This window comes from Xanthomonas sp. D-36-1, assembly GCF_017746155.1.
Classification (GTDB): domain Bacteria; phylum Pseudomonadota; class Gammaproteobacteria; order Xanthomonadales; family Xanthomonadaceae; genus Xanthomonas; species Xanthomonas cissicola.
This window is the reverse complement of record NZ_JAGHWR010000069.1, coordinates 60,154-77,082: the sequence shown is the minus strand read 5'-3', so window position 1 is coordinate 77,082 and position 16,929 is coordinate 60,154. Positions and strand designations below refer to the sequence as shown.

12 protein-coding genes and 1 pseudogene are annotated in these 16,929 nt (G+C 64.0%); 5 read left to right on the top strand and 8 right to left on the bottom strand.

From position 1 onward, the window contains the following. Positions 1 to 152: 152 nt before the first annotated feature. Genes J7367_RS17710 through lptF form a run of 3 tightly spaced genes read right to left on the bottom strand, consistent with a single transcriptional unit; the run spans position 153 to position 2,672 of the window. Positions 153 to 482, bottom strand: a complete 330-nt coding sequence (locus tag J7367_RS17710) for a hypothetical protein (RefSeq protein ID WP_057662943.1) — start codon at positions 480 to 482, stop codon at positions 153 to 155. 4 nt (positions 483 to 486) lie between these two features. Next, complete coding sequence (gene lptG / locus J7367_RS17705) at positions 487 to 1,593, bottom strand: LPS export ABC transporter permease LptG (RefSeq protein ID WP_057662964.1); 1,107 nt, start codon at positions 1,591 to 1,593, stop codon at positions 487 to 489. Further along, on the bottom strand, positions 1,590 to 2,672 hold the full coding sequence (lptF, locus tag J7367_RS17700) for an LPS export ABC transporter permease LptF (protein ID WP_057662939.1): 1,083 nt from the start codon (positions 2,670 to 2,672) through the stop codon (positions 1,590 to 1,592). Before lptF ends, lptG begins: the two co-directional genes overlap by 4 nt. 107 nt (positions 2,673 to 2,779) lie before the next feature. Between lptF and J7367_RS17695 the strand changes: the two genes are divergently transcribed. The 4 genes from J7367_RS17695 (at position 2,780) to J7367_RS17680 (ending at position 8,080) form a co-directional block, all read left to right on the top strand. Further along, positions 2,780 to 4,252 carry a leucyl aminopeptidase gene (locus tag J7367_RS17695; protein ID WP_057662936.1) on the top strand — a complete coding sequence of 491 codons (1,473 nt, stop codon included), beginning with the start codon at positions 2,780 to 2,782 and terminating at the stop codon, positions 4,250 to 4,252. Continuing rightward, the gene (locus J7367_RS17690) at positions 4,252 to 4,614 is read left to right on the top strand and encodes a hypothetical protein (RefSeq protein WP_057662960.1); all 363 of its coding nucleotides are present in this window, start codon (positions 4,252 to 4,254) and stop codon (positions 4,612 to 4,614) included. The genes J7367_RS17695 and J7367_RS17690 overlap by 1 nt, the downstream gene beginning before the upstream one ends. Positions 4,615 to 4,621: 7 nt before the next feature. Beyond that, a complete protein-coding gene (locus J7367_RS17685; RefSeq protein ID WP_003490202.1) occupies positions 4,622 to 5,047 on the top strand; it encodes a DNA polymerase III subunit chi in 426 nt (141 codons plus the stop codon). 198 nt (positions 5,048 to 5,245) lie between these two features. After that, positions 5,246 to 8,080, top strand: a complete 2,835-nt coding sequence (locus tag J7367_RS17680; RefSeq protein WP_057662934.1) for a valine--tRNA ligase — start codon at positions 5,246 to 5,248, stop codon at positions 8,078 to 8,080. Between the two features lie 542 nt (positions 8,081 to 8,622). Here J7367_RS17680 and J7367_RS17675 read toward each other — a convergent pair. After that, positions 8,623 to 11,502, bottom strand: a complete 2,880-nt coding sequence (locus J7367_RS17675; protein WP_057662931.1) for a TonB-dependent receptor — start codon at positions 11,500 to 11,502, stop codon at positions 8,623 to 8,625. 250 nt (positions 11,503 to 11,752) lie between these two features. Between J7367_RS17675 and J7367_RS17670 the strand changes: the two genes are divergently transcribed. Further along, positions 11,753 to 13,726, top strand: coding sequence for a lytic murein transglycosylase (locus J7367_RS17670; protein ID WP_057662928.1), 1,974 nt, complete (start codon positions 11,753 to 11,755; stop codon positions 13,724 to 13,726). A gap of 307 nt (positions 13,727 to 14,033) precedes the next feature. On the opposite strand, the pseudogene J7367_RS17665 reads toward J7367_RS17670, so the two are convergent. The 4 genes and pseudogenes from J7367_RS17665 to J7367_RS17650 form a co-directional block, all read right to left on the bottom strand. Continuing rightward, positions 14,034 to 15,168, bottom strand: a pseudogene (locus J7367_RS17665) (pectate lyase). 629 nt (positions 15,169 to 15,797) lie between these two features. After that, on the bottom strand, positions 15,798 to 15,941 hold the full coding sequence (locus tag J7367_RS17660; protein WP_157835077.1) for a hypothetical protein: 144 nt from the start codon (positions 15,939 to 15,941) through the stop codon (positions 15,798 to 15,800). Positions 15,942 to 15,990: 49 nt separating this feature from the next. Continuing rightward, positions 15,991 to 16,473, bottom strand: a complete 483-nt coding sequence (rimI, locus tag J7367_RS17655; RefSeq protein WP_057662956.1) for a ribosomal protein S18-alanine N-acetyltransferase — start codon at positions 16,471 to 16,473, stop codon at positions 15,991 to 15,993. Beyond that, positions 16,470 to 16,925 carry a hypothetical protein gene (locus tag J7367_RS17650; protein ID WP_007964195.1) on the bottom strand — a complete coding sequence of 152 codons (456 nt, stop codon included), beginning with the start codon at positions 16,923 to 16,925 and terminating at the stop codon, positions 16,470 to 16,472. Before J7367_RS17650 ends, rimI begins: the two co-directional genes overlap by 4 nt. Positions 16,926 to 16,929 lie beyond the last annotated feature (4 nt).

Sequence of the window (16,929 nt, the reverse complement as noted above, 5' to 3'; positions counted from 1 at the left end):
CTGCCGGCGATGGGGAGCGTGCGTCTGTGAACCGGGAAATTCCCGCGGAAAGCGCCAGAAATGGCGAAATTCCGAAGTTCCAAAAGCCACTCTTCGGAACGACGCCACCTTCCGCCCTGTCAGGTCTCGTTGTTCAGACCTTCCCTAAGGGGCTAGCGGCAGCGACCAAACCGGGTTGCGGCTTCTTTGGCACCCAAGAAGGCGCGCGCAATCAACCGCTGAAATGCATGCCCAAACGCATACAGCACCGCTAAAAATGGCGGAACCAACAACGCATAACTTGTCTCCCAACGCATGTTGGTCAACCAGGCATCCGCGTGGAGGGCGTCCAGTGCGATCAGCTGAGGCGTCAAGGGCAATTGCAGCAGAACGAAGTGGCTCTTGGGATCGCCCTGAGCGCTGAGCGCACCCCACACGCAAAAAGCAGTTGCCGCCAGGTATAGCAGGCAGAGCGCCACACCCACCATGCTCACCCGCCGCATGCGCTCAGCTACTACGCCTGCGGAACAACCACGCCGACACACCCAGCATCACCATGGGCGGCAGCGCATAGGCAATGCGGTAATCGAGCTTAAGGGCGCCGGCCATGCGGCCGAAGAACAGCTGCAGCAGCCAGAAACCCAGCGCGAACAGGATGCCCAGGAACAGGCGCTTGCCCAGGCCACCGCTGCGCAGCGAGCCGAACGAGAACGGGATTGCCGCCATGCACAACGCCAGCACGTTGAGCGGATAGAACCACCGGCTCCAGTACTGATCTTCGTAATCGCGCGCGTCCAATCCATTGCGGCGACGGTATTCGATGCTCTGCTCCAGATCGTGCGCGGAGAGATTGCGCGGCTTGGCCAGGCCAGCGGCCAGCGCAGCAGGATTCAGTTGCGATTGCCACGGCAATTCGGGAAAGGTTTCGCGCTGCACCGAGCGTTCCTGGAAGGTGTCGCGACGGACCTGACGCAGGGTCCAGCGGCCGTCGCGGTGTTCGGCCACCGAGGCGTAGGTCAACTGCTGCATCCTGCCACTGGAATCAAGGTGGTAGAGCCGCACATCGTACAGATCCAGCGCGGTGCCACCGCCATCGAGCAGCTTCTCTTCACCACTCAAGGCGTTGAGGAAGGTGTCGCCCTCCCGCGCCCACAGCCCGGCGTAGCGCGAAGACGCCATATTGCTGTTGTAGCGGGCACTGGCCTTGAGCGTGTCGGCCTGATTCTGTGCCCATGGCCCGATGGTTTCGCCACTGATCACCATGCTGGCGGTCAGCAGCGCCATCGCCGCGACGACCGAGGCGGACATGCGTTTGCGCGACACACCCAGCGCGCGCAGCGCCGTCAGCTCGGAGGTGGCGGCCAACTGGCCCAGTCCCATCAGCGCGCCAATGACCGCGGCAGTCGGAAACAAGGTATAGGCCCGGCGCGGCACGGTGTAGGCCACGTAAGCCACCGCGTGCCCGAAGGTGTAGCTGCCCTGCCCGATGTTCTTGGCTTCGCTGGCGAAGGCGTTGACCAGATCCAGCCCCAGCAGCACCGCCCAGGTCAGCAGCACGGTAAACAGCACCACCCGACCGACATACCAATCGTGGACCCGCGGCATCAGCTTCATGCGCGCGCCCTCGGCCGACGCACGCGGCCATCGCGCGCATACGCCCACACCGCCACTGCCAACAGCGGCAGCGTCAACCACCACAGGCCCAGCGCCGCCGGGGTCTTGCCGTTGGCGATCCACTGGGTGCCGACGATCATCAGATTGGTGCCCACCATGTAGGCCAGAAACGCCAGCATGATCCGGCCATAGCGCTGTTGCCGCGGTGCGCTGCGCGACAGCGGCAAGGTCAGCAAGGCAAACGCCAGGGCCAACAACGGCGGCGCCAGGCGCTCATGCAGCTGCGCGCGCGCGGCAGGACGCTCGTCGGACAGCAACTGGGTGGTCCACATCACTTCCGGATCGTTGGCATCGTGCACGCGGGTGCGGTCGGGCAAGGCGATATCGCTGCTGGCGAACTTCATCAAGCGATAGTCCAGGGTCGCGCCGCTTGCCGGGCCTTCCGTGCGGTAGCCATCGTCCAGGCGCAGGTAACGGTCGGTCTTGCCCTCGAAGAACATCGCGCCGCGGTCGGCAGTGACCACATCAATGCGGTCATTCTGCTGGCGCTGCATGAAGACCTTGCCCAGGCCCTTGCCGTCGGCAGAGATCGTCTGCAGGTAGACCACCCCACCGCCGGACAACGGCGTGAACTGGCCCGACTCCAGACCGGCCATCAGCACGCTGCGGTTGGCATCTTCCAGCATCGCCTCGGCGGTGCGGCTCGCCCAGGGGCCCAGCCACAGCGAACACAACCCGATGACCACCACCACCGGCACCACCAGCATCAGCATCGGCCACAGCATGCGCCTGGGACCCACGCCAATGGCGGTGATGACGGCCATTTCTGAATCGCGGTACAGCCGCGCCAGCGCCAGCAGCAGCCCCAGCATCAAGGCCAGCGGCAGGATGATGGGCAGGTAGGCCACGAATTGCAGCCCCACCTGCGACAGCAGCAAGCGCGCCGGGATGCGGCCATCGGCGATATTGCCGAGGATGTCCACCAGCACGCCGCCGACGCTGACGACCAGCAGCACGATCAAGGTGGCCAGGAAGCTCTGGGTGAAATCGCTGAGCAGGTATCGATCGAGCTTCGGCATGGGGTGGGCTTGTTTTAAACTCTCGGATTCGTTCGCGGCGCCGCCAGCCTAGTCCGGTTGGCGTAAACAGCCCGCGATTGTACGGATTTGCCTACGGAATCTGATCAATGGCCCTGCAATTCACCCTGAACCAAGACGCGCCGGCAAGCGCTGCCGTCGACTGCATCGTGGTTGGCGTGTTCGCCGACAAGACCCTTTCGCCCGCTGCCCAGGCGCTGGACAGCGCCAGCCAGGGCCATTTGACGGCCTTGGTCGCGCGCGGCGACGTGGCCAGCAAGACCGGCAGCACCACGCTGCTGCACGACCTGCCCGGCGTCACCGCGCCGCGCGTGCTGGTGGTCGGCCTGGGCGACGCCGGCAAGTTCGGCGTGGCGCCCTACCTCAAGGCCGTCGGCGATGCGACCCGGGCGCTGAAGACCGGCGCGGTCGGCACCGCCCTGCTCACCCTGACCGAACTCACCGTCAAGGCCCGCGATGCTGCCTGGAACATCCGCCAGGCGGTGACCGTCAGCGACCATGCGGCCTACCGCTACACCGCCACGCTGGGCAAGAAGAAGGTGGATGAAACCGGCTTGACCACCCTGGCGATTGCCGGCGACGACGCCCGCGCGCTCGCCGTGGGCGTGGCCACCGCCGAAGGCGTGGAATTCGCCCGCGAGCTGGGCAACCTGCCGCCGAACTACTGCACCCCGGCCTACCTGGCCGACACCGCGGCCGCCTTTGCCGGCAAGTTCCCGGGTGCCGAAGCCGAGATCCTGGACGAGGCGCAGATGGAAGCGCTCGGCATGGGTTCGCTGCTGTCGGTGGCACGTGGCTCGGCCAACCGCCCGCGCCTGATCGTGCTGAAGTGGAATGGCGGCGGCGACGCGCGCCCCTACGTGCTGGTCGGCAAGGGCATCACCTTCGACACCGGTGGCGTCAACCTCAAGACGCAGGGCGGCATCGAGGAAATGAAGTACGACATGTGCGGTGGCGCCAACGTCATCGGCACCTTCGTGGCCACGGTCAAGGCCGAGCTGCCGATCAACCTGGTGGTGGTGGTGCCGGCGGTCGAAAACGCCATCGATGGCAACGCCTACCGCCCCTCCGACGTGATCACCAGCATGTCCGGCAAGACCATCGAGGTCGGCAATACCGACGCCGAAGGCCGCCTGATCCTGTGCGATGCGCTGACCTACGCCGAGCGCTTCAACCCCGAAGCGCTGGTGGACGTGGCCACGCTGACCGGTGCCTGCATGGTGGCACTCGGCCACCAGACCGCCGGCCTGATGAGCAAGCACGACGACCTGGCCAACGAATTGCTGGCCGCCGGCGAGCACGTGTTCGACCGCGCCTGGCGCCTGCCGCTGTGGGACGAATATCAGGGCCTGCTGGATTCCACCTTCGCCGATGTCTACAACATCGGCGGCCGCTGGGGCGGCGCCATCACCGCCGGTTGCTTCCTGTCGCGCTTCACCGAAAACCAGCGTTGGGCGCATCTGGACATCGCTGGCGTGGCCAGCGACGAAGGCAAGCGCGGCATGGCCACCGGCCGCCCGGTGGGCCTGCTGACGCAGTGGCTGCTGGACCGCGCCGCCTGATGTCGCCGCGCGCGGCATTGGCCCTGATCGCCGGGTTCACGCTGGCGGACGGGGTTACCAGCGCGCTGCCCAACTGGAACGGGCTTGCCAGCGACCTGGTGCGATTTGCGCTGTTGCTGGCGCTGATTTTCGTCTGGCTGGCGGCCGACAGCCGCCAGTACGGCGTTCGCCGTCCCATGTGGCTCAACATCGGGATGGTGCTGGCCTGGCTGATATTCATCCCCATCTATCTGTATCGCGCGCGGCCTGCCGGTCGGCGCTTATGGGCGATGGGCGGGTTCGTGCTGGTGATCCTGGCGTCCGGCCTGCTGTTCACGCTCGGCAGCATCATTGCCGAATCCGTTTTCCCTTCCGTTTCGTGATCTGACCATGCCCCGTGCCGATTTTTATCTGATCGCCAAGCCGCGCTTCCTCAACGAACCGCTGCGGCTGGTGTGCGAGCTGGCGCGCAAGGCCAACGACGCCAACCTGTCCACGCTGATCCTGGCCCGCGATGCGGAGCAGGCCGAGGCGCTGGACGATCTGCTGTGGGCATTCGACGACGAAGCCTACGTGCCGCACCAGATCGCCGGCACCGACGAGGAAGACGAACTGGCCCCGGTACTGATTGCCGCACCGGAATTCGCCGCTCCCTCGCGCCCGCTGGTGATCAACCTGCGCGACGACCCGTACCTGGGCGCCTGCGACCGCGTGCTCGAAGTCGTCCCTGCCGACCCCGCCGCCCGCGAACCGCTGCGCGAACGCTGGAAACAGTACAAGGCCCTGGGCCTGGAACTGACCAAGTACGACATGTGAGAGGTGCGGGGATTGGGAAGTTGGAATTGGGGATTCGTAAAGCAGATCTTGCGTCTCCAATGACTGCATCCAACCTTAGACAGCCGATCTTCGCTCCGCAGCACGAACACTGACGTTGATGCGTGGGTTGCCAGTGACTCTCGCCGGCGCCATGACGCAACCAATCCCGAATCCCGAACAACGAATCCCAGCCCGTCTATGACCACCCTCGCCTCCAGCTACGATCCCTCTTCCTTCGAATCGCGCCTGTATGCGCAGTGGGAGGCGGCCGGTTATTTCGTGCCATCCGGCAAGGGTGAGCCCTACACCGTGCTGCTGCCGCCGCCCAATGTCACCGGCACGCTGCACATGGGCCATGCGTTTCAGCAGACGCTGATGGATGCGTTGGTGCGCTATCACCGCATGCGCGGTTACGACACCTTGTGGCAGGTGGGCACCGACCATGCCGGAATCGCCACCGAGATGGTGGTCTCGCGCAATCTGGCGCTGGAAGGCAAGGGACAGACGCGCGATTCGCTGGGACGCGAGGGCTTCATCGCCAAGGTGTGGGAATGGAAAGCCGAATCCGGCGACACCATCGAGCGCCAGATGCGCCGGCTGGGCACGTCCAGCGATTGGTCGCGCAGCACCTTCACCATGGACCCGCAGCCGTCGGCCGCAGTCAACGAAGCGTTCGTGCGCTGGTACGAGCAGGGTCTGATCTACCGTGGCCAGCGCCTGGTCAACTGGGACCCGGTGCTGAAGACCGCGATCTCCGACCTGGAAGTGGAAAACGTCGAAGAAGACGGCTTCCTGTGGTCGATCCGTTACCCGCTGGCCGATGGCGTCAGCTACGAACATGTCGAGCACGATGCCGAGGGCAACGAGACGCTGCGCGAAACCCGCGATTATCTGGTGGTGGCCACCACGCGCCCGGAAACCATGCTCGGCGATACCGCAGTGATGGTGCATCCGGAAGATGCGCGTTATCTCACGCTGCATAACGCGCGCATCGTGTTGCCGCTGACCGGCCGGCACGTGCCGGTGATCACCGACGATTACGTCGACCGCGCCTTCGGCACCGGCGTGGTCAAGGTCACGCCTGCGCACGATTTCAACGATTACCAGGTGGGTGTGCGGCATGACTTGCCGTTGATCAACCTGTTCACCGTCACCGCCACCATCAACGACAACGCACCGGAGCGCTACCGCGGTCTGGATCGCTACGACGCACGCAAGCTGGTGCTGTCCGAGCTGGAAGACCTGGGCGTCTTGGTCGAGACCAAGCCGCACAAGCTGCAGGTGCCGCGCGGCGATCGTACCGGCCAGGTGATCGAGCCCTACCTCACCGACCAGTGGTTCGTGAAAATGGATGCGCTGGCAAAGCGCGGGCTGGAGCTGGTCGAAAGCGGCCAGATCCAGTTCGTGCCGCCGAACTGGATCAACACCTATCGTCACTGGATGGAAAATATCCAGGATTGGTGCATCAGCCGTCAGCTGTGGTGGGGCCATCGCATTCCGGCATGGTTCGACGATGCCGGCAAGTGCTACGTGGGCCATGACGAAGCCGAGGTGCGCGCCAAACATGGCCTGGCTGCGGAGATTGCGCTGCATCAGGACAGCGACGTGCTCGAAACCTGGTTCTCGTCGCAGCTGTGGCCGTTCTCCACGCTGGGCTGGCCGGATGCGCAGGCGATGGCCGAGCGCGGCTTCGAACGTTATCTGCCGTCGTCGGTCCTGGTGACGGGCTTCGACATCATCTTCTTCTGGGTGGCGCGCATGATCATGGCCACCGACAGCTTCACCGGCCAGGTGCCGTTCCGCGATGTCTACATCACCGGCCTGATTCGCGATGCGCAGGGCCAGAAGATGTCCAAGTCCAAGGGCAACGTGCTCGATCCGCTGGACATCATCGACGGCATCAGCATCGAAGACCTGGTGGCCAAGCGCACCACCGGGCTGATGAAGCCGAAGGATGCGCCCAAGATCGAAAAAGCCACACGCAAGGAATTCCCGGACGGCATCATCGCCCACGGTGCCGACGCGCTGCGCTTCACCATCGCCGCGCTCGCCACGCATGGCCGGGACATCAAGTTCGATCTGGGCCGCGCCGAGGGCTACAAGAACTTCTGCAACAAGCTGTGGAACGCCACGCGCTTCGTGTTGATGAACACCGAAGGCGCACGCTTTACCGGCGTGCCGCAGCCGCGCACCGAAGCGGAAAAGTGGATCCTGGCGCGTCTGGACAAGGTCACCGCAGAAACCCAAGCGCATTACGCCAACTATCGCTTCGACCTGCTCGCGCAGTCGCTGTACGAGTTCGCCTGGAACGCGTTCTGCGACTGGTTCGTGGAGCTGGCCAAGCCGGCGCTCAACCATCAGGACGCCGACGCGGCCGCCAGCACCCGCCACACGCTGCTGTATGTGCTGGAATCGTTGCTGCGCCTGTTGCACCCGCTCACCCCGTTCGTCACCGAAGAATTGTGGCAGCAGGTCGCACCGCGCCTGGGCATTACCGCCGCCACAATCTCGTTGCAGAGCTTCCCGCAGCCCGGCGATGTCGATACCGGCAGCTATGCCACCGCTGAAGCCGATGTCGAATGGCTCAAATCGATGGTGTCGGCGCTGCGCCGCGTGCGCAGCGAATTGAACGTGCCGCCGTCCAAGCAGGTGCGCCTGCTGCTGCAGGCCGGCACTGCCGACGACCGCCCGCGTGTTGCCCGCTTCGCCTCACAGCTGTCGTTCCTGCTCAAGCTGGAACGCATCGACTGGCTGGATGCCCGCCAGGACACACCGCCGTCGGCTGCCGCCATCGTCGGCGAACTCACCTTGCTGGTGCCGCTGGAAGGCCTGGTCGACATGGATGCAGAGCGCACCCGCCTGGACAAGGAAATCAGGCGCGTGGAAGGCGAGATCGCCAAGTGCAACGGCAAACTCGGCAGCGCGACGTTCGTGCAGAATGCGCCAGCTGCAGTGGTCGAACAGGAGCGTGCGCGCTTGAACGACTGGACCACGCAACTGACCGGCTTGCGCGAGCAGCGCGCGAAGATCTGAGCAAGGCGGTCAGTCGAGCGCGCTGCAGTCATGCGGTCGCGCTCAGTGCCTGGCATCTCATCCGACTAGCCTGAAGTCGCGCGTTGCAATGGCTTGGCGATCTTCAAGCCTGGTGTATCGATTGCGCGGTGCCCTCACCGCTCTCGGGAGACGCGTGAACCCGTCCATCGGGCTCGTTGGCGGCATCCATGCCGCCAAAGGGTCCGCAATCGGTGACGACACCGCACTAGAAAGTCAGTCGGTGGCTTTCCAAAAGGCTCTACCGGGGCTCGCCCTGATTGGGAAGCTGATACGCCACGCAGCCATTCCAACAATATCCGTCGTGCCCTGTTTGCAAACTTGCAAACCGACCATCTCGACTGGTCCTTGCCCGCCCACCGTCGCGGGACCCTTGGCGGCATGGATGCCGCCACGGAGCTTACAAGGACGTACTTGCAGCGTGTCCCGCGATGGTGGGCGGGCAAGGGCCCTGCAGTGAGGCAAGAGCCCCAACGCCTTGCAACCGACTCACGCGCCCACCAACCAGATCAAGTGCGGTTGAACTAGAACTTCAAATCCACACGCGCATACCAGAAGCGTCCGCCGGGAATATCGTAGGTGGATGCGTCGTAACCATTGAGGGAGCAGGACAGGCAGATCGGCGGATCCTTGTCGAATACGTTGTTCAAGCCGGCAGTGAGTTGCAGGCCCTTGAGCCAATCCACACGATAGCCCACCTGCGCATCGTGATAGGTAATCGCATCCAGCCGGTTGGTTCCCACCGTCGGATCAGAACACACCGCAAACTCCACCGCGTCACCACATTGCTCGGTGAGTTTGGAAATGTGCCGGGCGGTCCACGAAGCCGTCCAGTTGCCCATCGACCAATCCAGTACCGCGTTGCTGGTCCACTCCGGAATTGCGCTGTCGACCACTTCGATACCCGGCCCTTGCGGCTGCCGCTGACCGGCCGCGCCCAGCGCCTCGTAACGGCCTACCAAGGTGTTCTGCCACGAGAGTTTGAAGCGCCCGAACGCGGTTTGCGGCAAGGTCCAGAACAGATCCACGTCCCAGCCGTCGGTCTTGATCGAGCCCAGGTTGGTCAGCCGGTTGTTGAAGGCATTGATGCCGCCGGTGGACGCCCGCCCGATGCCATCGCAGTACAACGCATCCAGCGTATCCACGCACAGATCCAGCTGGGTCTGCGCATTGATCGCCTGGATCGCACCATCCACATGATGGCGATAAAAGGTCACCTCCAGATCGAGGCGGTCGGACCAGCTGGCATCGCTCGCAAAGCCCGGGCTGAAGACAAAACCCGCACTGAAACTGCGCGAACGCTCCGGATCCAGTTGTTCATTGCCGCCGGTGGTGACCGAGATCTGCTGGTTGGCCTGCTGGTAGCCCGCCGGCACGCCGAGCGTGGCGCAATTGGCCGCGCTGCCACGCGGCGCGGTGCCGCCCAGACCGATCGAGCACGGGTCAGACAATTGCAGATCCGCACGCGCCGCCGAACCGAACAACTCGCCGATGGTCGGCGCACGGAAGCCTTCCGCATAACTGGTGCGCAGCACGAACTCATCGGTGACCTGCCAACGCAGACCGTACTTCGGCGTGAACTCGCCACCGAATGTCGAATAGTCCGAATAGCGCCCGGCGATATTCAGATCCAGTTTGTCGCCCAATGCGGAGTTGGCGAAGATCGGAATATTGAGTTCGAGATAGGCTTCGTTGACGTCGTAGCTGCCCGCCGTGGGCAACGAAGGCACGCCGTTGTAACGCCCGGCCACAGTGAGCGGATCGGGCTGATAAGAGCCTTCGTACTTGCGGTATTCGTAACCGCTGGCAAACGACACCGCACCGCCGGGCAACTGGAACAACTCGCTGCTGAGGTTGGCGGTGAACAGGCTCAATTCGTTCTGGCTGCGGTCGCGCACCACCGGCTGGATCCAGCGCAACATCTCCGGTGTGATGCTGCCGGCACCGCTGAAGATATCCAGCGGCACGCAGCCAGCCACGGCCGCGCAGCCAGCCGGGTCGCCCAGCGCCAGGTTGATGTTGTAGAGGTTGTAGCTGCCGTAGTTGGTCTGCTCGGCCTTGTTCTTGCTGTACATGCCGTTGACGTCCCAGAACCAGGTCCGCCCTGCGCCTTCGAACGTGCCGACCAGGCCGGTGCCGAAATATTGGGTATCGACCTGTTGCTCGTAACGCCGCGGCCCGCCTTCCACCGGCCTGCGACCGATCTGGATCAGATTGGTCGCCGAATCCAGATCGAATCCGAACGGGTTGAACGGGTTGAGCGCGGAGATCACGATGTTGTCGGCCAGCGGGTTGCCGGTGCCGGCATCGGGCCCGAGGAAGATCGGCTCCGGCGCGGCCTGGTTGGTCGATTCGCGCCGGTTGCCCAACGCCTTGACGTACCACTGCACGTCGTCGTTGAAGTAATAGCGGAACTGCGCAAATACGCCCTTGCGCTCGGACGGTGTCAGCAACAGATTCTGTTCGGCGAAGTTGTAGCGGTCTGCGGTGCCGAAGCAGTGATAATCGTCGCTGCGCATGCAACCGCCGCTGCCATCGTATTGCGGTGTGCCGACGCCGGCATTAGGCGTGAGATTCTGGCGCACGCCGGTGTTGGGATCGACGAACTGGAAGCGGCCATCCGGCGTTGCCGAGCTGGCGAAGGTCAGCCCGGTGCCAGGAATCGGGAAGCGGGCCTGCGCACGATCGCGCGCATAGATCGGATCCTGTTTGACATAGCTTGCGCCCAGAAACAGGCTGAAATTCTCTCCGCTGCTGCCCCACGCCAGGTCCATGCCCTGGTTGGTGCCATCGCCCTTGCCGTACTGCCCGTAGTTGAGCGTGACCTGCGCACCGTCGAAACTGCGACGGGTGATGATGTTGACCACACCGGCAATCGCATCCGAACCGTACAGCGACGAGGCGCCGTCTTCGAGCACTTCGATACGCTCGACGATCGCCAGCGGAATGGTGTTGAGATCGGTCGATGAGCCCACGCCGGACGCGGAGGATTCATTGACCCAGCGAATGCCATCCACCAGCACCAGCACACGCTTGGACCCGAGATGGCGCAGATCCACCTGCGCCGAGCCGGCACCCACGCCACTGCCATCGGGCGGAAAGCCGAAGTTGCCCGACGAATTGAACTTGGCATTGAGCGCCGAACCGGACGCGGTCAGCTCCTGCAGCACTTCGCCGATGGAGGTCAGGCCGGTGCGTTCGATGTCGGCGCGATTGAGCGTCTGGATCGGTACCTGACCCTGCAATTCGGCGGTTTTGATGCGCGTGCCGGTGACCTGCACGCTGTCGAGCGTACGCGTGCTCGCTGCGGCCTCGGGCTGTTGCGCCCAGGCGAGCGTGGGGATCAGACACAACGACAACTGCACGGCCAGGCATGACCGATGGGGGCCAATCAGACGCTTCATCCTTTCTCTCTCCAGAAGGATTCTTGAGTGTCCGCACGCCCCCGTGCCCTGCGGTCCTCTCCAATTCTTAAACGAAAAATTAACGCGCCGCAACTGGCGGTGCAGCAACGCACGGTGCCGCAGCGGTCGTGACGAGATGTCATCCGCAAGCACGTGCGTGCCCGACCCATCGCGCATGCAAGCGAAAATGGCCAGCGCGAATGACGCGTATTCACTCAGGCGCTCAGGCGTGCTTGGGTATCATCACGCCATGACTTATGCCCCCCGCCTTGCCACTGTTTTCATCGGCCTGCTGTGCCTTGGCAGCACCGCATTGCACGCGCAGACCCTCGACCCACAGCTGACTGCCATGCGCGATGCCATCGCGGCCGCAGAGCGCGGCCAGACCGATGCCGGCCAGCTCGCTGCATTGAGCCGCCATCCGCTGTATGGATGGCTGGAATTTGCCGCGCTCAAGCGCACGATCGACACCGTCTCCAATGCGCAGGCGCAGGCATTTTTGCAGCGTTATGCCGGCCAGCCCGTGGCTGAGAGCTTCCGCAGCACGTGGCTGCCGGCGGTGGCGCGGCGGCAAGACTGGAACACGCTGCTGGCCAACTGGAAGTCCACCGACAACCTCGGCCTGCGCTGCGCACAACTGACCGCGCGCCTGACCACCGGCAAGGCCGATGCACAATGGAGCCGCGACGCGCTGACCCTGTGGCGCAATGGCAAGGCGCTGCCCGATGCCTGCGATGCAGTGGTCGCCGGGCTGGAATCGCGCGGTGAACTTACGCCGGCGCTGCGCTGGGAACGCGTGGACGCCGCTGCCGATGCGCAGCAGCCGGCGGTCATGCGCACGGCCGCACGCGGACTCCCCGCCGCCGATCTGGCGCTGACCACCGATTACGCTGCCTTTCTCGACAAGGTCCACCCGCGTGCACTAGGTTGGCCCAAGACCGAGCGCAGCCGCCGCATCGCGGTCGACGGACTGTCCAAGCTGGCCAAGAGCGATCCCGACGCTGCCGAACAACAGCTACCGCAACTTGCCAGTGCGCTCGGCTTCAGCGAGGCGCAACGTGGGCAGGTGCTGTACCAGATCGCATTGTGGACCGTCGCCTCGTATCTGCCGGATTCGGCGCGCCGGCTCAATGCCGTACCGGACGCGTCCTACGACGAACGCCTGCACGAATGGCGTGCACGTGAAGCGATGTCGCGCGGCGACTGGCCGGCGGCGTTGGCCGCGATTCGCAAGATGCCGGCGAGCCAGCGCAGCGACTCACGCTGGCAGTACTTCGAAGCCCGTCTGGCCGAAAAGACCGGCGCTGCTGCGGCCGCCCAGCCGCTGTATCGCGCCGCCGCGCAATCGCCGACCTTCCACGGCTTCCTGGCTGCCGACCGCCTGCAGCAGCCTTACCGGCTCTGCCCCTGGGAGCCCAACGACAGCGCGCAGGCAAAGGCCGCCGTTGCGCGCGACCCGGCCCTGGTCCGCGCAATCGCGTTATTCCAGATCGACCGCCCCGGTTGGGCCGTGGCCGAATGGAACGATGCCGCCACCCGCTTCGACGACACCCAGCGCCGGCTGGCAGTGGAAATTGCCAGCGACAACGGCTGGTTCGACCGTGCGGTGTTCGCGCTCGGCAAGCAGCCGGACGAACAACGGCTCTATGCGTTGCGATTCCCACTGCACCACGACGACACCATTCGCCGTGAAGCCGCCAAGAACGCAATCGATCCGGCCTGGGTGGCCGGAGAAATTCGTGCCGAAAGCATCTTCAATCCGCGCGCGCGTTCGCCGGCCAACGCAATGGGCCTGATGCAGGTGTTGCCTGGCACTGGCGCGGCCGTCGCCAAGGGGATCGCCTTGCCCGGCTATGCGGGCGCAAGCAGCCTCTATGAGCCGGACACCAACATCGCCATCGGCACGGCGTATCTGCGCCAGCTGCTCAACACCTACGGGCTGCCCTACCTCACCATTGCCGCCTACAACGCAGGTCCCGGCCCCACCGGACGCTGGCAGTCGCAGCGGCCGAATTTCGAGCCGGACTTCTGGATCGAAACCATCAGCTACAAGGAAACCCGCGAATATGTCGCGCGCGTGTTGGCCTTCAGCGTGATCTACGACTGGCGCCTCAACGGCGACATGCTGCCGTTGAGCGACCGGCTCATGGGCAAGCTGGTGGACAAGCGTCTGAAACCGGTATGCACCCCGGGCCAGGCTGCCAATAACGCCGCGCAGGATTAAGCGACGCCAGGCGGCCTGCACGGTTGCAGGGCCTTGGCGCGTGCGCGGCGCCGTCATTGCGCACGGCACCTGACGCAACATCGACGCCGCGCAGGTAGCGGTGAGGACGTACCTGCGGCATGTCCAGCGGTCATGGATCGGCATGGACAGATCAGGGTGCTGCAAGCAGTTCCCAACCGCCCGTTGCAACGCCGCTACTTCCGAGAGACCACATTCATCGCCACGCCAAACGCACAACGCCCGCATCACTGCGGGCGTTGTGCAACTGCGTGCTGTACCGCGTTTGCATCCCTGCAGCCAGCGGCAGTTACAGCTTGCCGGCGCCTGCTTTCGCCTTGACGTCTGCAGCGACCTTGTCTGCCGATAGCAGATTGTAGGTATAGGGCGGTGTCCAGCCGATGCTGGTATTCCACGAGCACGACAGCGCCTTGCCGTTGAGCAGCGAACCCTGATCGCGATACACGCTGCCACCGTAGTCGGCGGCGATCTTGTCGCAGCTGCTGACACCGCCGATCTCGAACACGTTGCGCTCGGAGAAGATCTTCGACTCCTTGCCCACGCCATGCGCGTGGGAGAACGGATACACCGCATTACTGGTGCTGCCGACGTGGTAGTTGTTGTACAGATGGACCTGACCGAAGCGCACGCGCGGGGCGCGCGCAGAAATGTTTTCGAACAGGGTGTTGTGAATGGTGACCTTCAGCTTGCCGCTGTCGGTACTGGACGCGCTGTCGCTGGAGCCGATCAGGTTGTTCTTCTCGTGCGACTTGAAGGCCGAGTACGAGACGGTGACGAAATTGGCGCCTTTCTTGATGTCCATCGCGCCATCGTGGTGCTGTTTCGGACGGCCATTTGCTGTGCCGTTCTGATCGTCGGTACGGCGGCCATCGGTGAAGGTGACATGGTCCACCCACACGTTGCTGGCGCCTTCCACGGTCAGGCCGTCGTACTCCGCATTCCAGTTGCCGGCACTGCCATCATCCGGGTCCCAGACCGGCTCCGGGTCCCATGGATTTTCGATGGTGATATTGCGGATGATGACGTCGTTGGCCTTGACGTAAAAAATAGCCTTCGCGAATTTCCGCGTTGCTGGTGATGCCGATCAGCGTGGTCTTGGTGGGCACGTCCAGACGCGCGCGCGTCTTCATGTCCGAGGTTTTGGTGTAAGGCTTTCCTTCGCTGATATCGATGATGCCGCTGACCTTGATGATGCGCCCGTTGCTTCCGACGCTTGCGCTCAATGCTGCTTTCAATTCGGCGGCGTTCTTGACGGTGTAGATATTGGCGGCAGCCGCTTTGGAGCCGCCCTTGGTGCCGCCGTTCTGGGTCGCCCAGCCCGTGGTTGCAACCTCCAACGCCGCATCGGCATAGGCAACGCCGGTGAGCAGCAACGACCCAACGAACAGCGACGCGGCGGCCGCCGTCGAAAATTTCGGCTTCATCTTGATCTCTCCCTCGAATGGGTTCGATGCGCCGCGCTGCGGCGCACCCCTGGTCCAGCAGAAGCGGAACGTATTATTCAGATATGGAATATTCGATTCCGCGACACCGATACTAGGAGCATTGCAACCGCTTGTATCTAGACGCTTTTCGGATATGCATGCGTAATCACGCAAACGCTTGCGAGACACAAAAGAAGAGACAAAACGTTGCGATCAGGACACGCAGAGACAGCGCAAGGACACTGCAACGCAGCATGATTGCGTGTCACACCATGTCGGGGTAATCCGCGAGAACGCACGCCACCATTCAAATACATGTGTTTTTTGGCGTGCCAGTCGTTGCATCGCATTGCCGCGCCGCGGCATTCAACACAAAAGCGCCGCCCGCATACGACCGGAACAACGCAAAAGCGCCTATCGTTCTATGGCGAAACATTCGCCACCTCGCAGACGGGCGCGTCGGCCCACGTTGTACGCAAGGCGCAAGCCCCTCGCTCCAATGTGGCCGGCATGACGCATGACCACGTTGAGATCGATTGCACAGGCGCAGCATCATTTGGACGCCACGCTTCTGATGCGCATGGGTCAGCGCCGCCATCGACCGATCCGGCGATCGTTTCGCTGCGACCTCACCAAGCCGCTCGGTAGAGCAAGGCGAGCTCGTTGGGCAAGGGTGATACCAGACGCTCCATGCGCAGGTGCATCATGCAGTCGCTCAGCATAAGCATCGAATCGCAGACCATCAGCGCCGGCATCCAGGGCAGCAACTGCATGCCGCAGCAACGCCAACCGGCACGCATCCTCAACGATGCGTGGGTGCGCTCAGGAAAATCCTTCGAAGAACAACTCGATCGCCATCACCAAGGCGTCTTCGCGCCCGGTGTGGGATGGGTAGTAGCGCGGGCGCCGGTCGATTTCGTTGAAGCCTTCGGAGTGGTACAGCGCGATGGCCGAGGGGTTGGACGGGCGCACTTCCAGAAACGCGCGCCGCGCACCGCGATCGCAGGCGCCCTTGATCAGCGCGCGCAGCAACACGCGACCGTGGCCTTGCGATTGCGCCTCCGGTGCGATGCAGACGTTGAGCACGTGCGCCTCGTCGGCGGCGATGCTGATCACGCCATAGCCGATGACCCGGCCGCCCTGCTCCATCACCCAGCCGGGATATCCGGCCTGCAGGCAATCGCGAAAGATGTTGCGCGTCCACGGAAACGGATAGGCGCGCAGCTCGATCTCCATCACCGCATCCAGGTCGCTCTCGCGCATTGCGCGCAGCGAGGTGGGTTGCGGCGCATTCAACGCGCTCACGCCGGGTCCCGGCGCCGACGCAGCGCGCGCAGCTGCGGCCACAGCGCACGCTTGGCGGCCGGATTACCGCGCAGTTCCGCCAGCGGCCAGGATGCCATCAAGGCCTGGGTCGCAGGATCGCCCGGATTGCAGCCGGATGCGCGCAGCAAAGCCATCTGCAGGCGATCCGGCATGCCGACACGACTGCGCCGTTGCGGCACCGGCGCTGGCGCAGTGCTGGGCGCACGTGGCGCTTCGGCCGGTGCCGCCGGTGCATTCCGCCGCGCGACGGGCGCATTGGCCGTTGCAGGTTGCAGCGCACGCTCCACGCGCGCCGGCGCGGCCATCGGTGCGCGCTCGGCAATCTCGACAGGCGCGGGCAACGCATCGACCGCATCGCGATCCAGATACACGGTATGTCCCAATGCCTGCAGATACGACACCTGCAGATCGGACCACATCGGCTCGCTCATTGAG

Coding starts and splice junctions, on each gene's coding strand:
- J7367_RS17680 (WP_057662934.1), top strand. CDS start 5,246: ATGACCACCCTCGCCTCCAGCTACGATCCCTCTTCCTTCGAATCGCGC.
- J7367_RS17690 (WP_057662960.1), top strand. CDS start 4,252: ATGTCGCCGCGCGCGGCATTGGCCCTGATCGCCGGGTTCACGCTGGCG.
- J7367_RS17695 (WP_057662936.1), top strand. CDS start 2,780: ATGGCCCTGCAATTCACCCTGAACCAAGACGCGCCGGCAAGCGCTGCC.
- J7367_RS17685 (WP_003490202.1), top strand. CDS start 4,622: ATGCCCCGTGCCGATTTTTATCTGATCGCCAAGCCGCGCTTCCTCAAC.
- J7367_RS17675 (WP_057662931.1), bottom strand. CDS start 11,502: ATGAAGCGTCTGATTGGCCCCCATCGGTCATGCCTGGCCGTGCAGTTG.
- J7367_RS17670 (WP_057662928.1), top strand. CDS start 11,753: ATGACTTATGCCCCCCGCCTTGCCACTGTTTTCATCGGCCTGCTGTGC.
- lptF (WP_057662939.1), bottom strand. CDS start 2,672: ATGCCGAAGCTCGATCGATACCTGCTCAGCGATTTCACCCAGAGCTTC.
- J7367_RS17710 (WP_057662943.1), bottom strand. CDS start 482: ATGCGGCGGGTGAGCATGGTGGGTGTGGCGCTCTGCCTGCTATACCTG.
- lptG (WP_057662964.1), bottom strand. CDS start 1,593: ATGAAGCTGATGCCGCGGGTCCACGATTGGTATGTCGGTCGGGTGGTG.
- J7367_RS17650 (WP_007964195.1), bottom strand. CDS start 16,925: ATGAGCGAGCCGATGTGGTCCGATCTGCAGGTGTCGTATCTGCAGGCA.
- J7367_RS17660 (WP_157835077.1), bottom strand. CDS start 15,941: ATGCAGTTGCTGCCCTGGATGCCGGCGCTGATGGTCTGCGATTCGATG.